Source organism: Streptomyces sp. NPDC058773 (genome assembly GCF_042746015.1).
Taxonomy (GTDB): domain Bacteria; phylum Actinomycetota; class Actinomycetes; order Streptomycetales; family Streptomycetaceae; genus Streptomyces.
Genome location: NZ_JBHYPE010000004.1, coordinates 192,154 through 208,225, shown reverse-complemented (window position 1 = coordinate 208,225; position 16,072 = coordinate 192,154). Strand labels below are relative to the sequence as shown.

Sequence of the window (16,072 nt, the reverse complement as noted above, 5' to 3'; positions counted from 1 at the left end):
GACTCCGCGGACTCCTCGCATTCCTCGATGGCGGCCCGGCCGGTCCGGAGGCCTCAGCCGGCCCGCCCGGCGGTGGGCTGGGGCGTCGGCGCCGGCATCTCGTTGACGTTCTCGGCGCTCACCGGGCGGCGGCGCGAGAGGACGTAAAAGCCCGCGGCGGCGGCCATGGCGACGCAGCCCACCAGGGCCACACCCAGGGTGCCCTGGTCTGCCACCCACGCCGCCACACCGCCCACGACGGCCGCGGCCGGCAGGGTGAGCAGCCACGACACCGCGATCCGGCCGGCGACTCCCCAGCGCACATGTGCCAGCTTGCGGCCCAGGCCGGCGCCGAGGATGCTGCCCGTGCACACCTGGGTGGTCGACAGCGCGAACCCCATGTGCGACGACGCGAGGATCACCGCGGTCGCGCTGGTCTCGGCGGCGAAGCCCTGCGGGGACTGGATGTCGGTGAGTCCCTTGCCCATGGTGCGGATGATGCGCCAGCCGCCCGCGTACGTCCCCAGGGAGATCGCCAGGCCCGCGGTCAGCACCACCCACCACGGCGGGCCCGCGCCGTGGTCGAGTACGCCGCCCGCGATGAGCGCGAGGGTGATGACGCCCATCGTCTTCTGGGCGTCGTTGGTGCCGTGGGCCAGGGCCACCAGGGACGCCGATCCGACCTGTCCCGCGCGAAAGCCCTTCCCGACGGCGCGGGCGGCCGTCCTCCGGGTGATCACGTAGGCGAGGTAGGTGGCCAGCACCGCCACCACACAGGCCATCACCGGCGCGGCCACCGCCGGGATCACGATCTTTTCGACGATCGCGCCGAAGCGCACGGCCGAGCCCCCGGCCCCCACCCACACCGCTCCGATCAGCCCGCCGAAGAGGGCGTGGGACGAACTGGAGGGGAGCCCGAGGAGCCAGGTGACCAGGTTCCACAGAATGGCCCCGATCAACCCGGCGAAAATCATCACCAGGGACACCTGGCCGTCGTTGACGATGCCCCCCGAGATCGTCTTGGCCACTTCCGTGGAGAGGAAGGCCCCGGCCAGATTGAGCACACCCGCGACGGCGACGGCCACCCGCGGGCTCAGCGCACCGGTCGCGATGGAGGTGGCCATCGAGTTGGCGGTGTCATGGAATCCGTTGGTGAAGTCGAATGCCAGAGCCGTGAGGATCACGGCCAGGAGCAGGAACGAGACAGATTCCATCCCGGACCTCCACTACGAGGGCGATCCGGCCGCACGGCCCCCCGACCATGTGGACCGAGTGTGCGAACCGCCGTTCATCTCCACGCTAAGTGCGGCTCCGGGCAACTGCCACGCGGCGGCGGGAGCCACTGGCGGACGGACCTGCCGCGCAGGGCGGGGCCGACCGGGCGGGTCACGGCGGACGAGGCCGGCGAGTCCGCGGCCCGCCTATCCCAAACGGTCCGCCCAGTCCGCCGGAACGCGTCCCGCCGGGCCCGGGGTGGGCTGGTCGGCCGGGTGGCTCTCAGGAGGAGCGAGGGCCGGGCCGGAGGCGTACACCTCGGAGGTGTCGTAGTCGTAGAACCACGCTTCGCCCGGTTCGAAACTGCGGATCAACGGGTGCCCGCTGCCCCGGGCGTGGGCCGTCGCATGCTTGCCGGGCGAGTCGTCGCAGCAGCCGATGTGGCCGCACTGGGCGCAGCGCCGCAGGTGGAACCACCAGCCGCCGCCGGCGTCGCACTCGGCGCAGCCGGTCCCGCCGGGCGGGACGGAGGGGTCGATTCCGTGCGGGGTGGTCATGATGGCTCCTGTGGGGGACGGGGCCGGCCGAGGTCAGCGGCAGGCGGACCGGGAAGCGGGTGTCTCGGGTGGCCCGAGCCGTGCGCGCAGTCGACGACCCCTCCATGGGCATCCCGTCCCCGGTCGCTCACCTTTCCACTCCGGCTCCCGCGCCTGCCCGACCCACCGGCAGGCGTGCGTCAGAGATGTCCATTTTATGAGCGATGACCGGTCGCCGCCCCTCGGTGCCCCGGTGCTCCGCTCACCCCTTCTTGGGCGCCGTCGCCTTCACCGATACCCGGCGGTCCTCGCGCAGTTCGGCGAACAGGCGCTTGGCAGCAGGGAGATCCCACTTCACGGCGCTGCCCTTGGAGGTGCGGAGGCCGAGGCTGGCGACGGGCACGGTGAGGCGCTTGCCGTTGCCCGACGAGACCTTCTGCATGGCCTCGAAGAGGTCGGACACGCCCACCAGGCTCATGTCGTCGTCCACGATCAGGGTGTCCAGGCCGGCGGCGGCCGTGGGGAAGACCGTGGTGGGGTCGAGCAGGACACCTGGGGTGGCGGCCTTGTGGGCCAGCGCCGCCAGGAACTTCTGCTGGTTCTGGCCGCGGCCGAGGTCACCCTGGGCCTCCTGGTGGCGCTGGCGCACGAAGGCGAGTGCGGTGTGGCCGTTGAGGGTGTGGCAGCCCTTGGTCAGGTCGGCGCCGGACTTCTCGTCCTTGATGTTCCGGTCGATGCAGATCGGCACCCCGCCCACCGCGTCCACGATGTTCACGAAGCCGGCGAAGCCGATCTCGGTGTAGTGGTCGATGTGCAGACCGGTGTTGTGCTCGATGGTGCGGCTGAGGAGTTCCGGACCGCCGAGCGAGAAAGCGGCGTTGAGCTTGTTCTTCGAGGCGCGGTAGTGCCTGCCGGTCTCCGGGCGGATGAAGGGCGGGATGGTCACCCACGAGTCGCGCGGGAGGCTCACCATGGTGGTGCCGTGGGCGCCGGTGTGCAGCAGGAGCATCGAGTCGGTGCGGCGGCCCGCGTCCGCCGAGCCGCCGGTGTGCAGGTCCTTGAGCTGCTTCTGGGACAGGCCGGCGCGGCTGTCGGAGCCCACGATCAAATAGTTGGTGCCCTTGCCCAGCGGCGCCCGGCCGGCCAGGTTGTCGAGTTTCACGTCGCGGTCGAGCCGGGTGTCGGCCCAGACGTAGGTGCCGGCGGAGCCCATCAGGAGCGCGGCGCCCAGCACGCCCGCCAGCCGCATGATCCGGCGGCTGCGGGAGGGGGTGCGCGCCGGGGGACGGGTGCTCCGCGTGACGCCGGTGACCCGGCTGCCCGCGCCGTCGGACTCCGTGCGGGTGGGCCCGCCCAGGGGGCCACCGGTGGCGCCCTGGGGGCCGGGCTGCTCGTACGGGTCGAGGCCGCCGTGCGGGCCGAAGCCGTCGTACACCGCGCCGCCGGTGGCGAAGCCGTCGTACACCGCGCCACCGGTGGCGAAGCCGTCCTGTGCCGTGCCGCTGCCGAGGGAGCCGTCGCGCACCATTTCGCCGCCGTACCCGTGGTCCGCTGCGGCCTCGGGCATGGGGGCGTACGTGCGGTGTCCGTACCCGCCGTATCCAGCGTCCGCCGCTTGACCGTCGTACTGGGCGGGGGGCACCGCGTCGTACGAGGACCGCTGCCACACCCGTCCGGTGAGGGCGTGCGTCGACTCCGCTTGGCCGCCGTAGCGGCTTGTGTCGGGGGACCCGTCCAGCCAGTCAGTCATGGGCGCACAGTCTGCATGCTCACGAGCTCTTCACCAAAACTCACTCGATTCTCCACAGAAAGATGGGGTGTTACGTGGCGGATGTCGTTTGTGTGGGCCCGCCCGCAAGCGGAGGCGCCGTCAGCCAGGTGGCACCCGGGTGTGCCCGCCCGGCCGCGGAGGCCGGGCGGGCGCGGAGGCCGGGCGGGCGCACCGACGGGGAGCGTGGCTCCCCTGTCCGGTGATCACCTCGACGTCAGGCTCTGCTGAGCCACCGGCTGGTCGAGCGGCTGCCCGAGCTGCTGGGCCGCGGTGCCCGAGCGCTGCATCCGCTGCCATTTCAGGCGGGTGCCGAGCAGGAAGGCCACCACGGACTGGATGACGACGAGGTACATCAGTTGCCGGTAGACCAGGAGCTGGAACGGCATCGCCCACAGCGCCCGCACCTTCTCCCCGTCCAGCCGCAGCGCGTACCCCGCACAGACGAGCTGGAGGGCCAGGAAGGCGAGCCACACACCGGCCGACTCCACGGGCCCCAGGAACAGCGCCCCGTACAGCGCGAAGACGTCGACGATCGGCGCCAGCAACGGCAACGCGACCTGGAACAGGGCGAGATAGCTCAGCCCGCGGCGGCCGAAGCGTCCGGCCGGGCCCACCTCGAACACCGCCCGGCGGTGCTTCCACATGGCCTGGATGGTGCCGTAACACCATCGGTAGCGCTGCCGCCAGAGCTGGCTCAGCGAGGTGGGGACCTCGGTCCAGGCAACGGCGGACTCCTCGTAGACCACCCGCCAGCCGGCCTGCCACAACGCCATCGTCAGATCGGTGTCCTCGGCGAGGGTGTCCTCGCTGACCCCGCCGACGCCGATCAGCGCGTCCCGGCGGAAGGCACCGATGGCTCCGGGGACGGTCGGCATGCATTCGAGGACCTCGAACATCCGGCGGTCGAGGTTGAACCCGAAGACGTACTCCAGGTGCTGCCAGCGCCCCAGCAGCCGACTACGGTTGCCGACCTTGGTGTTGCCGCTGACGGCGCCGATGGCCGGGTGGGCCAGCGGCTGGATGAGCCGCTGGATGGCGTCCGGTTCAAAGACCGTGTCGGCGTCGACCATCACCACGATGTCGTGCCGGGCGTGTGCCAGACCGGTGTTGAGTGCGGCGGCCTTGCCCGCGTTGGTCTGCCGGATCACCGTCACACGGGCGTCGTCGATCCAGGTGGCGAGGTCCGCCGTGTTGTCCGTCGACCCGTCGTCGATCACGATGATCTGCATTGCCCGGTGGGTGGAGCGGAGCAGCGAGCGGACGGTGCCTTCGATGCCCGCCTCCTCGTTGTAGGCGGGGACCAGCACGGTCACCGGGTCGGTCACCTCCCGCAGCCAGGGCGAGCCGGGCCGGAACCGGGTCAGCCGCCGCACGTGGGTACGGGCGAAGAAGACCAGCATCGCCAGGCGCAGCGCGCCCATGGTGCCGGCGATGGCCAGCACCCAGCCCATCCCGCTGACGAAGGTGTGCCCGAGGTACTTGGCCCAGATCAGGGCACTGCCGGCCCAGCGCTCCAGAGTGGAGACCGGCCGCTCGGCAGCGGGGAGGCCGGTGCCCTCGGTGACCGTGGTGAATTTCCTGACCTGTGGGTTCCTGAGCAGTTTTTCCGTTTCGTGGTATGCGGTGTCGTTCTGCTGGAGTTGCCGGATCGTTCCCTGTGCCGGCTTGCGGAACCACCGGTCGGCGGCGACGAGCGTGTAGCCCTCCGCGCCGGCCTTCCGGGCCGCCTGCCACTCGGCGCCGCACATCGTGTCCACCTCGGTGACCAGCGGCAGCCGCAGCAGTGTGGTGTGGATGCCGGCGGCCCCGGCCAGCGACTTCTGGGTGAGCGAGAGCTCCAGGGGGGCGCGCAGCGGCGAGGCCGACCCCATGGCGGCGCCGGTGTAGGTGTTGGAGCCGATCTCATGGCCCTCGGCGTGGATACGGCGGACGAGGTCGGGGTACCGGGCCGCACGGGAGCCGTTGAGGAAGAACGTGGCGTGGGCGTGGTGCTTGCGCAGCAGCTTCAGCAGCCGCGGGGTCCATACGGGGTCCGGGCCGCCGTCGTAGGTGAGCGCCACGGTGCGGGCGGGCACCCTGGACGAGGTCACCTTGTCACCGCGGAATTTCAGCACCGGGCCGCCCTTCGCCACGGCCGACGGCACGGGGGTGGTGCAGGGCTTGCGGTCCTTGGCGGCGTCGACCTCGTGGTTGGTCCAGCCCTCGAAGAACAGAGCGCCGAACATCACGGGGAGGACGAGGAGCAGCAGCAGCCAGTGGCCGCGGGGGTCACGGGACTGCCGGTGCCGGGCCCGGTTGGAGCGGCGCCTCACATCGCCTCCGGAGCGGCGGGGGCCGGCGCCGCGGGGGCGTCCGTACGATCGGCCCTTGGGCCGACGACTATCCGGTACGAGGTCGCTGCGACGGCTATGGCCTGTCTCCGCAGGGCCGACCCGCCCCGGGCGCAAACATCGGCGGACGGTCGCTCATAGCGCCTTTTCTGGCTCCTCTGCCGTTTTCTATCCGGTCTTGCATGCCGTTTGACCTCACACATGGGGCGCGAGTGTACTCATGACCCGGCTCGGGTAACGCACTGCCGAGCCTATCCACCCGTTTTTCGGCACGGGTGTAACACTTTGGCGCGCGACGGCGCAGAAGGGCGTAGAGCACCGCTGCAACTACCATGGCGACCTCCCCGTAAACGTTCTTCCGCTGCGGCCGGCCCCCTCCGGCGAATCAGCTGAACACTGGCCGCCCGTTTCATTTGCCGAGCCGCCACCGCATGGTGTCGACTCCTGCCCTGCGAGCAGTTCCGCCGAGCCCTGGCCCAGCGAAGGCGAACCGCCTTCGGATTTCACCGGTAGCCGCCAGAGCCCGCCGGAGGCACTTCTCACGTGCGTTGCTTCTCGGATGTGTGACGCGCTATGCCCCTTGAAGCACCGGAATGGGGGCGAGTGACGCGATATACCGGCACCCGACCCTCCTGCTCCGCTCGCCGAAACGCTCCGCACGGCCCGGCCACGGCGCCGGGTGCCCGGTCGTACCGATTGGCGGTCTGCATCAGGAGCCCTGCGATGCGGGCAACTTGGTCCCGAAATGGGACATCCAGACGGGGATCGCGAGGGGAATTACGTAATTCGCCATGCGAGCGAAGACAAGTACCTCGATGCGACTTCGGAGGGGACCACGGACGGGTCGGACGTGACCCTTTACGAATGCGCACTCGATCACTGCTTCCGAACGAAATCAGTACTGGTGCTTCTGCAACCACGGCTCCCAACCGCTCAGCACTGAACAGAAGCAGGCCCTCGATGACATGGCCACGCGATACACCCTGAAGCAGATCAGCGACAAGTCGCCCGTCATCAGGGATTACACATACGCGCACATCCGACTCCCCCGCAAAGCCGAATTCTTTCCGGCGAGTGAGTGGCTATCAGGCCAACGACTCAAAGGGAACCCCCGTACACCTGCACCATGACACTCGGCCCAGACCGCAACCTCCGGTGACAGAGCCTGCTTTTCGGCTCGACGCACAAGCCCCCGGTCATTCTCCTTCCGGGCCGGGGTCCGTGGCCTGCCTGGTATCGCGCTGGAACGCGGCCGGGGTCCGGGCGGCCCGTTCCGCTGAGACGGGCGGCTGAAAGGCCTGGCTCTGCGGCCTTCGCCCTGCAGTTCGACGCGGGCCGGGCCACCACACTGCGTCTGGCGGAGGCCGGTGTGCGCCCGTACGAACTCAGCGCCGTCTTCGTCACCCATGTACACAGCGACCACGTCACGGACCTGCCCGACCTCACCATGGCCCGCTGGGTGCAGAGCGCCGTCTTCCCGGCCGGGCCGCTGCCCGTGTCGCCGTCAGTGGCCGGGCGGACGCATGCCCGAGACGCGCGAGCACGACACAGGACTGAGATAGTCATCAGAAGTGTGGCCGGTTATGATTTCAGTCATGGTGACAGCTCAGCAGCCGATGAACCGACTCGACCGACGCAAGGCCCGGACCCGTCAGGCGCTCCTCGACGCGGCCCGCGCCTTCCTCGCCGAACACGGCATGGCGGAGGTCAGCATCCAGGACCTCACCGAAGCCGCAGACGTCGGCTTCGGCTCCTTCTACAACCACTTCACCAGCAAGCAGGAGCTGTTCCACGCGGCCATCGCCGATGTACTCGAGGAGCACGGCCAGCTCCTCGACGAGGTCACCGCCGACATCGAGGACCCGGCCGAGATCTTCGCCGCCTCGGTACGCAAGACCGCTCGGATGATCTGGACACACCCGCAGATCGCCCGCATTCTCGCGCAGACCGGCATGTCCTATCTGGCGTCGGAGGAAGGCCTGGCCCCCCGGGCGCTGCGGGACATCCGGCGCGGCATCGAGGCCGGCCGTTTCCACATCGACAACCCCTACGTCGCCCTCGCCACCACCGCCGGCTCCCTGTGCGCCCTGATCAACCTCTGGGTCACCGACCCCGACGTCGTGGACGAGGCCGCCTGCGACGAACTCACCGAGCAGGTTCTGCGCATGCTCGGCATGCCGCGCCGCTCCGCCCACGCGATCGTCAACCGCCCTCTCCCCCGGAGCTGAGGCAGGCCCCCCGGCGGACCCGCCACGGATCACGTCCGCGGCCCCTTGGCGCAAAACGGCTGCCGTCCGGTTCGTTCCAGAAGTACAGCGGCATGGACGGCATGGGGCGGGTGACGACCAACTCGCCGACCTGGTCCGTGACCGCGTGGCCTTCGTCGTCGTATGCGGACAGTGCCACGCCCAGCTGAGGTGCCGACAGCTCTCCGGCCCGGACCGGGGTGGTGGGCGCGCACCCCGCGACAGCGGAGACGACATCCGTGCCGCCGCTGAGGGAGGCGAGCTGGACGCGGTCACCGACATGGTCGCGCACCCATGGGTACGCGGTGGCGGGTACAGCGGACCCGGTGCAGCCGACGGCGCGGAGCCACGACAGGTCGTGGACGGACGGGTCGATGCCGAACTTGGCCATGCCGAGCAGGTATTGAGGGCTGGTGCCGAAGACGGTGACCCGGTGGCGCGCAGCCAGCTCCCACAGGACGTCCCGGCGGGCCGACGGGGCGGGGCTGCCGTCGTAGGTGCAGGTGGTGGCGCCGGTGAGGAGCGCGGAGGCGACCAGGTTCCACATCATCCAGTGGGTGGTCGTGTACCACAGGAAGCGGTCACCGGGGCCGAGGTCGGAGTGCAGACCGAGAACCTTGAGGTGTTCCAGCAGGACACCGCCGTGGCCATGGACGATGCCCTTGGGCAGGCGGTGGTGCCGGAGGAGAAGACGACCCACAGCGGGTGGCCGAAGGGCACCGGTGTGCAGGCGAGGCGTGGTCGCTCCAGGGAACCAGCGGGCGCCGGGCATCATCTCCTCGGCCAGCACTCGCCGGTACGGCGTGACGGCCTCGATGGCGAAGTACTCCCAGATCGCGCCCCCAGAAACCCTCGATGTCCGTAACCGACCATCGGTGGAGGGCGGCGTAGGCGGTGTGGTCCTCGCCGGCCTCGGCGCCCCGGCTCCGGGCGACCCGACGGCCGAAGTCCGCGATGCGGCTCCGCCCGGCGGTCAGCGGGTCGGGAGGCAGGAACGGGTACGGAGTGGTGTGCGGGGCGGTCATCGCATGGCGCTCCTTACTGATCGTGCAGCGGGACAATCGGTGCGCCCGGCGGGGCCGGACGGTGCGTGGTGCACAGCAGCGGTGCCCAGTCCGCGGTCTGTGTGAAGGCACTGCCGCCCGCGGGAAGGACGTCCAGGACGACGCGGTCGGGCCGCAGCAGGACGGCGTCCGCCCGGCCGCCACGGAGCCAGGCGCCGAGAGTCCCGTCGTCGCCCAGGCCGTCCGTGCGGATGATGCGTGCCCCGAGCCCTTCGGCCACCGCCCGAGCCGACGGGGGCGGGGGGCCGGCGGTCAGGACGCCGAAGGAGTCCTCCAGCACGTCGTCGAGGCGGACTCGACCGCCGTCGACGGTGACCCAGGGCTGCGGACAGTACGTGCCGGCCAGAAGGCGGCGCGCACCGCCCGGCCGCCTGGAGCGGCGTACCAGCGGCCCCGGGACGAGGGCGGGACTGAAGTCGCGGCCGACCATCGCCGTCATGCCAGGAATACGGCAGGCCGTGCCCACCAGGGCCCGGCGCAGCGCGGCGGCCCGGTCCTGCCCGCCGGTCATGGCCCAGCCCATCGCCCTGGCGAGGCGGATCATGTGACGGGCGTGCGGCTTGCGTTCGCTCTCGTACGTGTCCAACAGCGCTTCGCCGGAACGCCGTTGGAGGACGCGGGCAAGCTTCCAGGCGAGGTTGTGGGCGTCGCGCAGGCCCGCGCACAAGCCCTGCCCCACGAAGGGCGGGGTGAGGTGGGCAGCGTCGCCGAGCAGGAAGACACGGCCGCGGCGCCACCGGTCGGCGACGCGGGCCCGGAAGGTGTACCGCGCCTGCCGGACGACCTCGAAGTCGCCGTGCGGGGCGTCCGTCCAAGGGGCGATCAGTTCACGCACCCGCTCGGTGTCCAGCGCATCGCCGTCCCGCAGCCGGAACTCCCAGCGGTAGCGGTCCTCGCTGATGCGCATGAACGTCGCGGGCCGCCTCGGGTCGCACACCTGGTCAACGCCCTCCCAGCACCGGACGTCGGCGCGGGTGCGGACATCGATGACGGTCCAGCGCTCTTCGAAGCGAAGGTCCTCCCACGCGGCTCCGACAGCGTCCCGGGTGAGGCTGCCCGCGCCGTCACAGCCGAGGACGGCATCGGCCCAGAGGTACTCCGGCTCGCCGCCGTCGCGGCGGAAGGCGACCCGGGCCCCGTCGGCGTTCTGCTCGATGGCGACAACCTCCGCCCCGCCCCACAGCTCGCACTCCGGGCGGCGGGCCAGAGCGTCGCGCAGCAGCCGCTCCAGCTCGGGCTGGTCGAACATGCTGGTCTGCGGAAAGCCGTGCAGGCCGTGCGGGGAGCGCGGGAATTCGGCGATCACGCGATGCCGGGCGTCGAGCAGCCGCAGTCCCCTGGCAGGGCGGGCAAGGGCGGCGAACTCCTCCTGGACGCCCGCCGACTGGAGTATCCGCCGGACCTCGTCGTCGGCCGCAACGGCCCGCGGCAACGGGTAGACGTCCTGGTGGCGTTCGAGGACGACGGCGCGGACCCCGTGCCGGGCGAGCAGAAGAGCCGCCGTGACCCCGACGGGCCCCGCACCGACGATCACCACCGGTACCCGGTTCACGGCGCTCACTCGGCTCCCGTCACGGCGGTGCGCTGCTCGCCGAGATCGATCCGGCCGTCCGGTGTGGCGACGGTGGCGGTCACGACGTCGCCCTCGCGCAGATAGCGCGGATTCCTGGACTGGCTCCTGAAGAACGCCTTCCATTTCACGGCGGGCGGCAGCAGCGCGCTGATCTTCTCAACGGCCTTGGGCGGGGCCTTGAGGGCCGTGCCGCCGGGGGTGCCGGTCAGCAGCAGGTCACCCGGCCCGAGGGGCTGGAAGCGGGCCAGCAGCGTGAGCGCCTGCGCCGGGTGGACGATCATGTCCGCCAGCGTGCGGTCCTGGCGCGGTACGCGGTTCACCGACAGCTTCAGCCGCAGGTCCAGGAGACGGGTGAAGTCCACCGCATCCAGCAGGGCCAGGTACGGCCCGGTCGGCGTGAAGGTCGGGTACGACTTGCTCTCGTAGAACTGGGTCTTCGTCAGCTGTACGTCACGTGCGCTGACGTCGTTGGCGACCACGAGCCCGGCGACGAACGCCGGCAGGCCCTCCTCCCCGACCACGGTGCCGACCGGCAGCGGCGCCCCGATGACGAGGCCGAGTTCGACCTCGTAGTCCAGGAGCTTGACGTGGGCGGGGCGGACGATGGCGTCTTCCGGCCCGCTGAGCGAAGCCGACGCCTTGCGGAAGAAGGTGGGCGGTATGGCTCCGGTGAAGCCTGAATCCCGGGCGTGGCTACGGTAGTTGACCATCTGGGCGACGACGCGGCACGGGTTGGTGACCGGGGAGAGGGGCGTCAGTTCCGCCACCGGCACCCCCTCCTCCGGGGACCGGGCGGCCTCGCCCACGGCAGTGCGGTCGGCGAGGATTTCGGCGGTCGTGACGGCCTTGGTGGGGACGGGGACCGCCCGGTCACCGCGGACGACCCACCAGCCGTCGGCGGTGCGCAGGATGTTGGTGCTCATGAGTTCATCGCTTTCAGCAGGCCCAGCAGACGCGCCGGGTCGAGTTCGTTGTCACCACGCAGGGCCTGGATGACGTCGCGGGCCCGGGCCGGAGAGGGGCTGGTGCCGAGGAAGTCACGGGTGGCCGCGGGCCCCCACTGGACCAGGCCGCTCGCCGTCAGGGGCGCCCAGCCCGGCTCGACATCGCAGGAGAAAAGGTCGCCGTCGGCGAAGTGCTCCAGCAGGAAGCGGTCGGGGTCGCGCCAGTAGTCGAAAAGCTGGCTGCCCTGGATGTGGCGGCCGATCCCCCAGCTGCGCCGATAGCCGCGCTCGGCGAGGTACTCACCACCGGCCGCGATCGCGTCCAGGTCGGCGACCTGATAGGCGGAGTGCACGTACCCGGCGCCCGGCCCCAGGTGCATGGCCAGGGTGTGGTGATCCACGGCCAGGCTGCCCTGGTCACAGCGGATGAACGCCATCGTCGGGCCCCGGTCGCGCTGGCCGTCCAGGAACAGGAAGTCGGAGACGATCATCCCGAGTGTGTCCAGGTACCACTGCAGCGCTCGGGCAAACACCCTTGTCTCCAGCACCACATGCCCCAGGCGCTGGATCCGGTCTTGATGACACCGTCCGCGATGTCCTTGGCGGCCTGGTGTCCTCTGGCAAGGCGGTCTCGCACGTTTTTCACGAGCTGGTCGAAGTTGGCCGGGGATGTGCCGAAGTACCCGGCGCTGTACTGCTGCCCGGTCCACTCCTTGCCGACGGCGGTACAGCTGGCCAGGCTGACACCGGTCTCCTCCTGAAATTCGCGGAGCGCGCCGGCCTCGGGCTTTTCCTTGGCCTTGCGTTCGCCGCCGGGCAGGGCCCGCTTCCCTCCGCATTTCTCCTTCGTGAGATCGATGCCTTTCGGGTATACGTCCCCGCCTTTCGCCGAGTTGAAGAAGAACGCCCGCTCGTTCTTCGTGGCGAGGAGGAACCGCCCCTTCCCGTCGTGAAGAACGGCGTATGCGTATTTTTTCGCCACGGTGACCTCCGGGGATGAACGGCGGGACAGCGCCCGCGTCGTCATCGCAGTCGCAGTCGCACCTGTGCGTCACCGTCACGATCACACAGCCGTCCAGGCCCAGCAATTGCACGGACCGGTCCGCGTCGGCAGGCGCCTCCAAGGGCCGATCCTGATGACCAACAGACCCCTGACCATCGGGAATGGAGCATTACAACCAGAGACTCAGAATTCCGCAACCGGAATGCGGAAAAAATGCGTTACACGGATGAAAAATCGTTCATGCGGGTCGGCTGCTTTGCTGCGGCCATGAGACCGTTCTAACGTCGAGTCCACGCACGAGGAAGTGTCGGCAGAATTTGCGAACCCAAGGAGGAAACCGTCGTGACGACCATGACCAAGAAAGTCATGATTCTTGAGACAGCCGATCCGGATGAGGCTGCTCACAACGCGAAGATCACGTTCAGCGGAAGCGAGCTGGGCTCCACGCAAAAGGCAGTGTTTATTTTCGCTGGAAAAGAAACCCCGACCGAGTGCACCCCGGTCCCCGGCAGCACCACTCAAGCCACAGCAAATGTCCCCAATGCCCTTCCCTACGGCGGCGGTCAGGTTTACCTGGAGGGAACCCACGACAGACGAAGCAACACTGTGACGTTCGACGTCCTCAAGAGCTAGGTGCGTTGTCCGGAGAAGAGGTTGGTGACCGGCTGGCTGGGGTGTGACCGCTGATTCCGGTGTGGGGTCGGTGGTAGTTGTGTATCAGTCCAGCCAGTCGGGGAAAGCTGCCTGTCGTTCGGCGTCTGAGGTGTAGGGCTGTTGGTAGGCCCAATCGTCGGATGCCCAGGTCGCGGCAGGTGTGGCGCCAGGTGTCCTTGGTGTAGGCCCAGGCATTGTCGGTCAGGACACGTTCGATGGTGACGCCGCATCGTTCGGCGGCCCGGCGCGGCGGCCAGCCGTCGTCGACGATGCACCGGGCCAGGCGCAGCCTGCCGGTCGGCATCAGCGGGGCGTTACGGTGGATCACGAGGGCCTCCTGGCAGCGGGTGCAGACTTCGCAATCCACACCCAAACCAGAGGGCCCTCGCCTCTTTCAAGGACCAGCCGCGGCATGTCGGCTGTCACCAACGTCCCGGGACAGCACACCTACTAGGGCTGCGCCGGGCGGATCTGCAGCGCCTTCACACCACTTGCCGTGGCAACAAGGAGGGTGCCGTCGGGGGAAAGGTCCATTCCCGTGAAGGGCGTGGCGGAGACCAGAGCCGTGACGATCTTCTCGTCACCCTGCTGCTCGCCGCGACGCCAGACGCGTACGTAGTCAGCGCCGCGGCTGAATCCGAGCGTCCCCGTGGCGCGCTCGTCATCCGAGGGGCGCAGGATCCGGGCCGGATCGGCATCGATGACGGAGCCGGTGGCGAGGTCCTGCACCAGCACGGCAGGGGCCGTGGGATCGTCGGCCTTCAACGGGCTGGAACCCGGGGTGCCGTGAGGCACCGCGCTCACGGTGACCGCGAGCGGGGCCGGCTCCGGAGATTCCGGCTTCGCAGGAGCCTTGGCGGCGCTGTCCGACGCGGCCGCGGACGGGAGCAGTTTGCCGACGGTCACGGCGTCGACCCCGGCGACCGGTACGCTCCACAGGGTGTGCCAGGGAAGCTCGGGCACCATGCGGCGCAACGCCGCCGCGTACTCCGGCAGTCCGTCTTCGACGAATGCGGTCTCCAGGAGCGCCGCTCGAAGGACGGCGGGTGCCTGGGTGCGGGTGAGCAGCGGGGCCGTACGCAGATATGTGCGCGCCGGTGCGTCCAACTGCTCCGGGGGTACGGCCTCCACCGCGGCGCGCAACCGCACCGGCTCGGCGTGGGCGAACAGGCCGGGATCGGTGAGGAGCCGGGGGAGCAGACCGGCCTCCAGGGTGTGTCCCGCGATGTGATCGCGAACGTACGCCCCTGCCTGCGCCCAGTCCTGGTGAGGTACGGCCTCCAGCAACTCCATGGCGATACGTGCCTGAGCCCCCGGGACATCCGGAATGCCTGCCCGAACGGCCTCGCCGATGCCCGGGTGCTGCAGTCCCAGGAGCGTCCGCTCGTCCTCCGGGATGCCTTCGCCGGCCCTCTCGATGGGGCGGATGAAGGGGGCGACGAGCAGCATGCTCCGCGCCATGTCCTCGCTCATGTCCCGCTCGGCGACTGCGGAGGCGAGCGGGGTCAGCAGGTGCACGGGCAGCCCGTCGCCCTCGGCAAGGGCGAGGGGCGCGAGGATCTGCCGCAGGGTGCGGGGATGGGTGTCAAGTCGCTCGGCGTGCAGATCGAGCACTTCACCGACGCTGCCCGGCAGTTGGCGCGCATCCGCCGGGTCGAACCCCTCCGGGTGCATCAGGATCGACTGCACGGCGAGATGCACGGTCAGACGGCTGCCCGCACCGTCTCCGGCGCTCCGGGTGATCGCCCCGGCGAGCGCGCGTCGAGCGTCGGGCTCGGTCGTGAACGGCAGCTCCGGAGCGCCGAACTGCGGGTTGAGCAGCGCCTCGGCCTGCAGCACAAGCCCTTCGGGGTCGGCCCACTCGGGTGCGTCGAGGTCGATGATCCGGGCCGCGCCGGGCGGCAGGCTCTCGGCGAGCTCGACGGCGAACTCCCGGGGCACGTCGGCGAGAAGGCGTAGGGACTCGACGGCGGCGAGGGGCTTCAGCACGTCCCGCACCAGGCGCGCGGGCTCACCTGTCCCCCGCACCGGACCGGCCCGATCCACATCCGGCACCACGATCGTCACCGGCCGCCCGGACAACGGGAGTTGAGCGAGTTCGGGGAAGATGTCGGCGGTGCGGGTGGCGGACAGCTCGTAGTGATCGGCGAGCAGCCACAGGGTCTGTGCCGCCGTCAGCCCGGCGACGCTCGGCACCGCGGGTGCGGGCAAGTCCACAGGCACGGTCGCCGGATCGAGCGCGTCCAGCTCGACCCCCTTCCGGTACTCCGGGTCGCAGAGCATCAGGAACCCCGTGAGCAGCCGCGAACACCCGGTGCCCGGACTTCCGGTCAGGATGACGACCCGAGGCGCACCCGCCCGCTCCATCCGCCAGGCGGTGAGCGCGCGCAGCGCGGCATTGCGCCCCCCGATGTAGGGGTGGGGCTCATAGGCCTTGGTCTGCTCTGGGGCCTGGGTCGGGCTGGTCATTGTCTCCCCGTTGTCCTGTCCGTCCGGCACCGTCAAGTCGATGTTGACCGTACGCCGTTCATCCTAAGGTGTGTCTGCAGAGTCCCGTCGGGAGAATGGTTGCCGAACCCTCAACACGAGTCTCATGTCCCCGATCGAAAAACCCGTCGCTCCCGCCCCTGAAGCATCGCCCGCCAGTCAACTGCCCGAAAGATGGACCCGAGATCGCCCCCCGGGGGTGGCTCCTGGGGGTCAACGGCTCGCGTCACGGCACCTGGCCCTCCGGGATGTGCCGTGAAGCCGGGGGAT

General features: G+C 70.0%; 10 protein-coding genes and 4 pseudogenes. 3 read left to right on the top strand and 11 right to left on the bottom strand.

What is annotated here, in order from left to right; all coding sequences use genetic code 11:
- Nucleotides 1–53: 53 nt before the first annotated feature.
- The 4 genes from ACFW5B_RS05735 to ACFW5B_RS05720 all read right to left on the bottom strand — a co-directional run bounded on the left by ACFW5B_RS05735 (nt 54) and on the right by ACFW5B_RS05720 (nt 5,813).
- Nucleotides 54–1,193, bottom strand: a complete 1,140-nt coding sequence (locus ACFW5B_RS05735; RefSeq protein ID WP_386433743.1) for an anion permease — start codon at nt 1,191–1,193, stop codon at nt 54–56.
- 207 nt (nt 1,194–1,400) lie between these two features.
- A complete protein-coding gene (locus tag ACFW5B_RS05730) occupies nt 1,401–1,751 on the bottom strand; it encodes a UBP-type zinc finger domain-containing protein (protein WP_386433741.1) in 351 nt (116 codons plus the stop codon).
- A 241-nt stretch (nt 1,752–1,992) separates the two neighbouring features.
- Nucleotides 1,993–3,480, bottom strand: coding sequence for an LCP family protein (locus tag ACFW5B_RS05725; RefSeq protein WP_386433739.1), 1,488 nt, complete (start codon nt 3,478–3,480; stop codon nt 1,993–1,995).
- A 224-nt stretch (nt 3,481–3,704) separates the two neighbouring features.
- The gene (locus tag ACFW5B_RS05720; RefSeq protein WP_386433737.1) at nt 3,705–5,813 is read right to left on the bottom strand and encodes a bifunctional polysaccharide deacetylase/glycosyltransferase family 2 protein; all 2,109 of its coding nucleotides are present in this window, start codon (nt 5,811–5,813) and stop codon (nt 3,705–3,707) included.
- 1,183 nt (nt 5,814–6,996) lie between these two features.
- On the opposite strand from ACFW5B_RS05720, the pseudogene ACFW5B_RS05715 reads away from it, so the two are divergent.
- Together ACFW5B_RS05715 and ACFW5B_RS05710 are read left to right on the top strand one after the other, a co-directional pair.
- Nucleotides 6,997–7,305, top strand: a pseudogene (locus ACFW5B_RS05715) (MBL fold metallo-hydrolase); the annotation flags it as partial.
- 121 nt (nt 7,306–7,426) lie between these two features.
- Nucleotides 7,427–8,059: a TetR/AcrR family transcriptional regulator gene (locus ACFW5B_RS05710; protein ID WP_386433735.1), complete on the top strand. Its 633-nt coding sequence runs from the start codon at nt 7,427–7,429 to the stop codon at nt 8,057–8,059.
- Here ACFW5B_RS05710 and ACFW5B_RS05705 read toward each other — a convergent pair.
- From ACFW5B_RS05705 to ACFW5B_RS05685, 5 genes and pseudogenes are all read right to left on the bottom strand, one after another.
- Nucleotides 8,040–9,102: pseudogene (locus ACFW5B_RS05705) on the bottom strand (AMP-binding protein); the annotation flags it as partial. The gene ACFW5B_RS05710 and the pseudogene ACFW5B_RS05705 overlap by 20 nt on opposite strands.
- A gap of 13 nt (nt 9,103–9,115) precedes the next feature.
- Nucleotides 9,116–10,702 carry a bifunctional 3-(3-hydroxy-phenyl)propionate/3-hydroxycinnamic acid hydroxylase gene (locus ACFW5B_RS05700; protein WP_386433733.1) on the bottom strand — a complete coding sequence of 529 codons (1,587 nt, stop codon included), beginning with the start codon at nt 10,700–10,702 and terminating at the stop codon, nt 9,116–9,118.
- Nucleotides 10,699–11,637 carry a fumarylacetoacetate hydrolase family protein gene (locus tag ACFW5B_RS05695; RefSeq protein WP_386433731.1) on the bottom strand — a complete coding sequence of 313 codons (939 nt, stop codon included), beginning with the start codon at nt 11,635–11,637 and terminating at the stop codon, nt 10,699–10,701. Before ACFW5B_RS05695 ends, ACFW5B_RS05700 begins: the two co-directional genes overlap by 4 nt.
- Nucleotides 11,634–12,230, bottom strand: a pseudogene (locus tag ACFW5B_RS05690) (VOC family protein); the annotation flags it as partial. The gene ACFW5B_RS05695 and the pseudogene ACFW5B_RS05690, both read right to left, overlap by 4 nt.
- Nucleotides 12,146–12,685, bottom strand: coding sequence for an NUDIX hydrolase (locus ACFW5B_RS05685; RefSeq protein ID WP_386433729.1), 540 nt, complete (start codon nt 12,683–12,685; stop codon nt 12,146–12,148). The gene ACFW5B_RS05685 and the pseudogene ACFW5B_RS05690, both read right to left, overlap by 85 nt.
- A gap of 318 nt (nt 12,686–13,003) precedes the next feature.
- Between ACFW5B_RS05685 and ACFW5B_RS05680 the strand changes: the two genes are divergently transcribed.
- On the top strand, nt 13,004–13,294 hold the full coding sequence (locus tag ACFW5B_RS05680) for a hypothetical protein (RefSeq protein WP_386433726.1): 291 nt from the start codon (nt 13,004–13,006) through the stop codon (nt 13,292–13,294).
- Between the two features lie 235 nt (nt 13,295–13,529).
- Here ACFW5B_RS05680 and ACFW5B_RS05675 read toward each other — a convergent pair.
- Both ACFW5B_RS05675 and ACFW5B_RS05670 read right to left on the bottom strand, forming a co-directional pair.
- Nucleotides 13,530–13,643 (bottom strand): annotated as a pseudogene (locus tag ACFW5B_RS05675) (IS481 family transposase); the annotation flags it as partial.
- Between the two features lie 122 nt (nt 13,644–13,765).
- Entirely contained in the window at nt 13,766–15,784 is a 2,019-nt protein-coding gene (locus ACFW5B_RS05670; RefSeq protein ID WP_386433723.1) for an ATP-binding protein, read from the bottom strand.
- Nucleotides 15,785–16,072 lie beyond the last annotated feature (288 nt).

Bases quoted from the DNA above. Each gene is read 5' to 3' on its own strand.
- ACFW5B_RS05735 (WP_386433743.1), bottom strand. From the start codon at position 1,193: ATGGAATCTGTCTCGTTCCTGCTCCTGGCCGTGATCCTCACGGCTCTG.
- ACFW5B_RS05730 (WP_386433741.1), bottom strand. From the start codon at position 1,751: ATGACCACCCCGCACGGAATCGACCCCTCCGTCCCGCCCGGCGGGACC.
- ACFW5B_RS05725 (WP_386433739.1), bottom strand. From the start codon at position 3,480: ATGACTGACTGGCTGGACGGGTCCCCCGACACAAGCCGCTACGGCGGC.
- ACFW5B_RS05710 (WP_386433735.1), top strand. From the start codon at position 7,427: ATGGTGACAGCTCAGCAGCCGATGAACCGACTCGACCGACGCAAGGCC.
- ACFW5B_RS05695 (WP_386433731.1), bottom strand. From the start codon at position 11,637: ATGAGCACCAACATCCTGCGCACCGCCGACGGCTGGTGGGTCGTCCGC.
- ACFW5B_RS05685 (WP_386433729.1), bottom strand. From the start codon at position 12,685: ATGACGACGCGGGCGCTGTCCCGCCGTTCATCCCCGGAGGTCACCGTG.
- ACFW5B_RS05670 (WP_386433723.1), bottom strand. From the start codon at position 15,784: ATGACCAGCCCGACCCAGGCCCCAGAGCAGACCAAGGCCTATGAGCCC.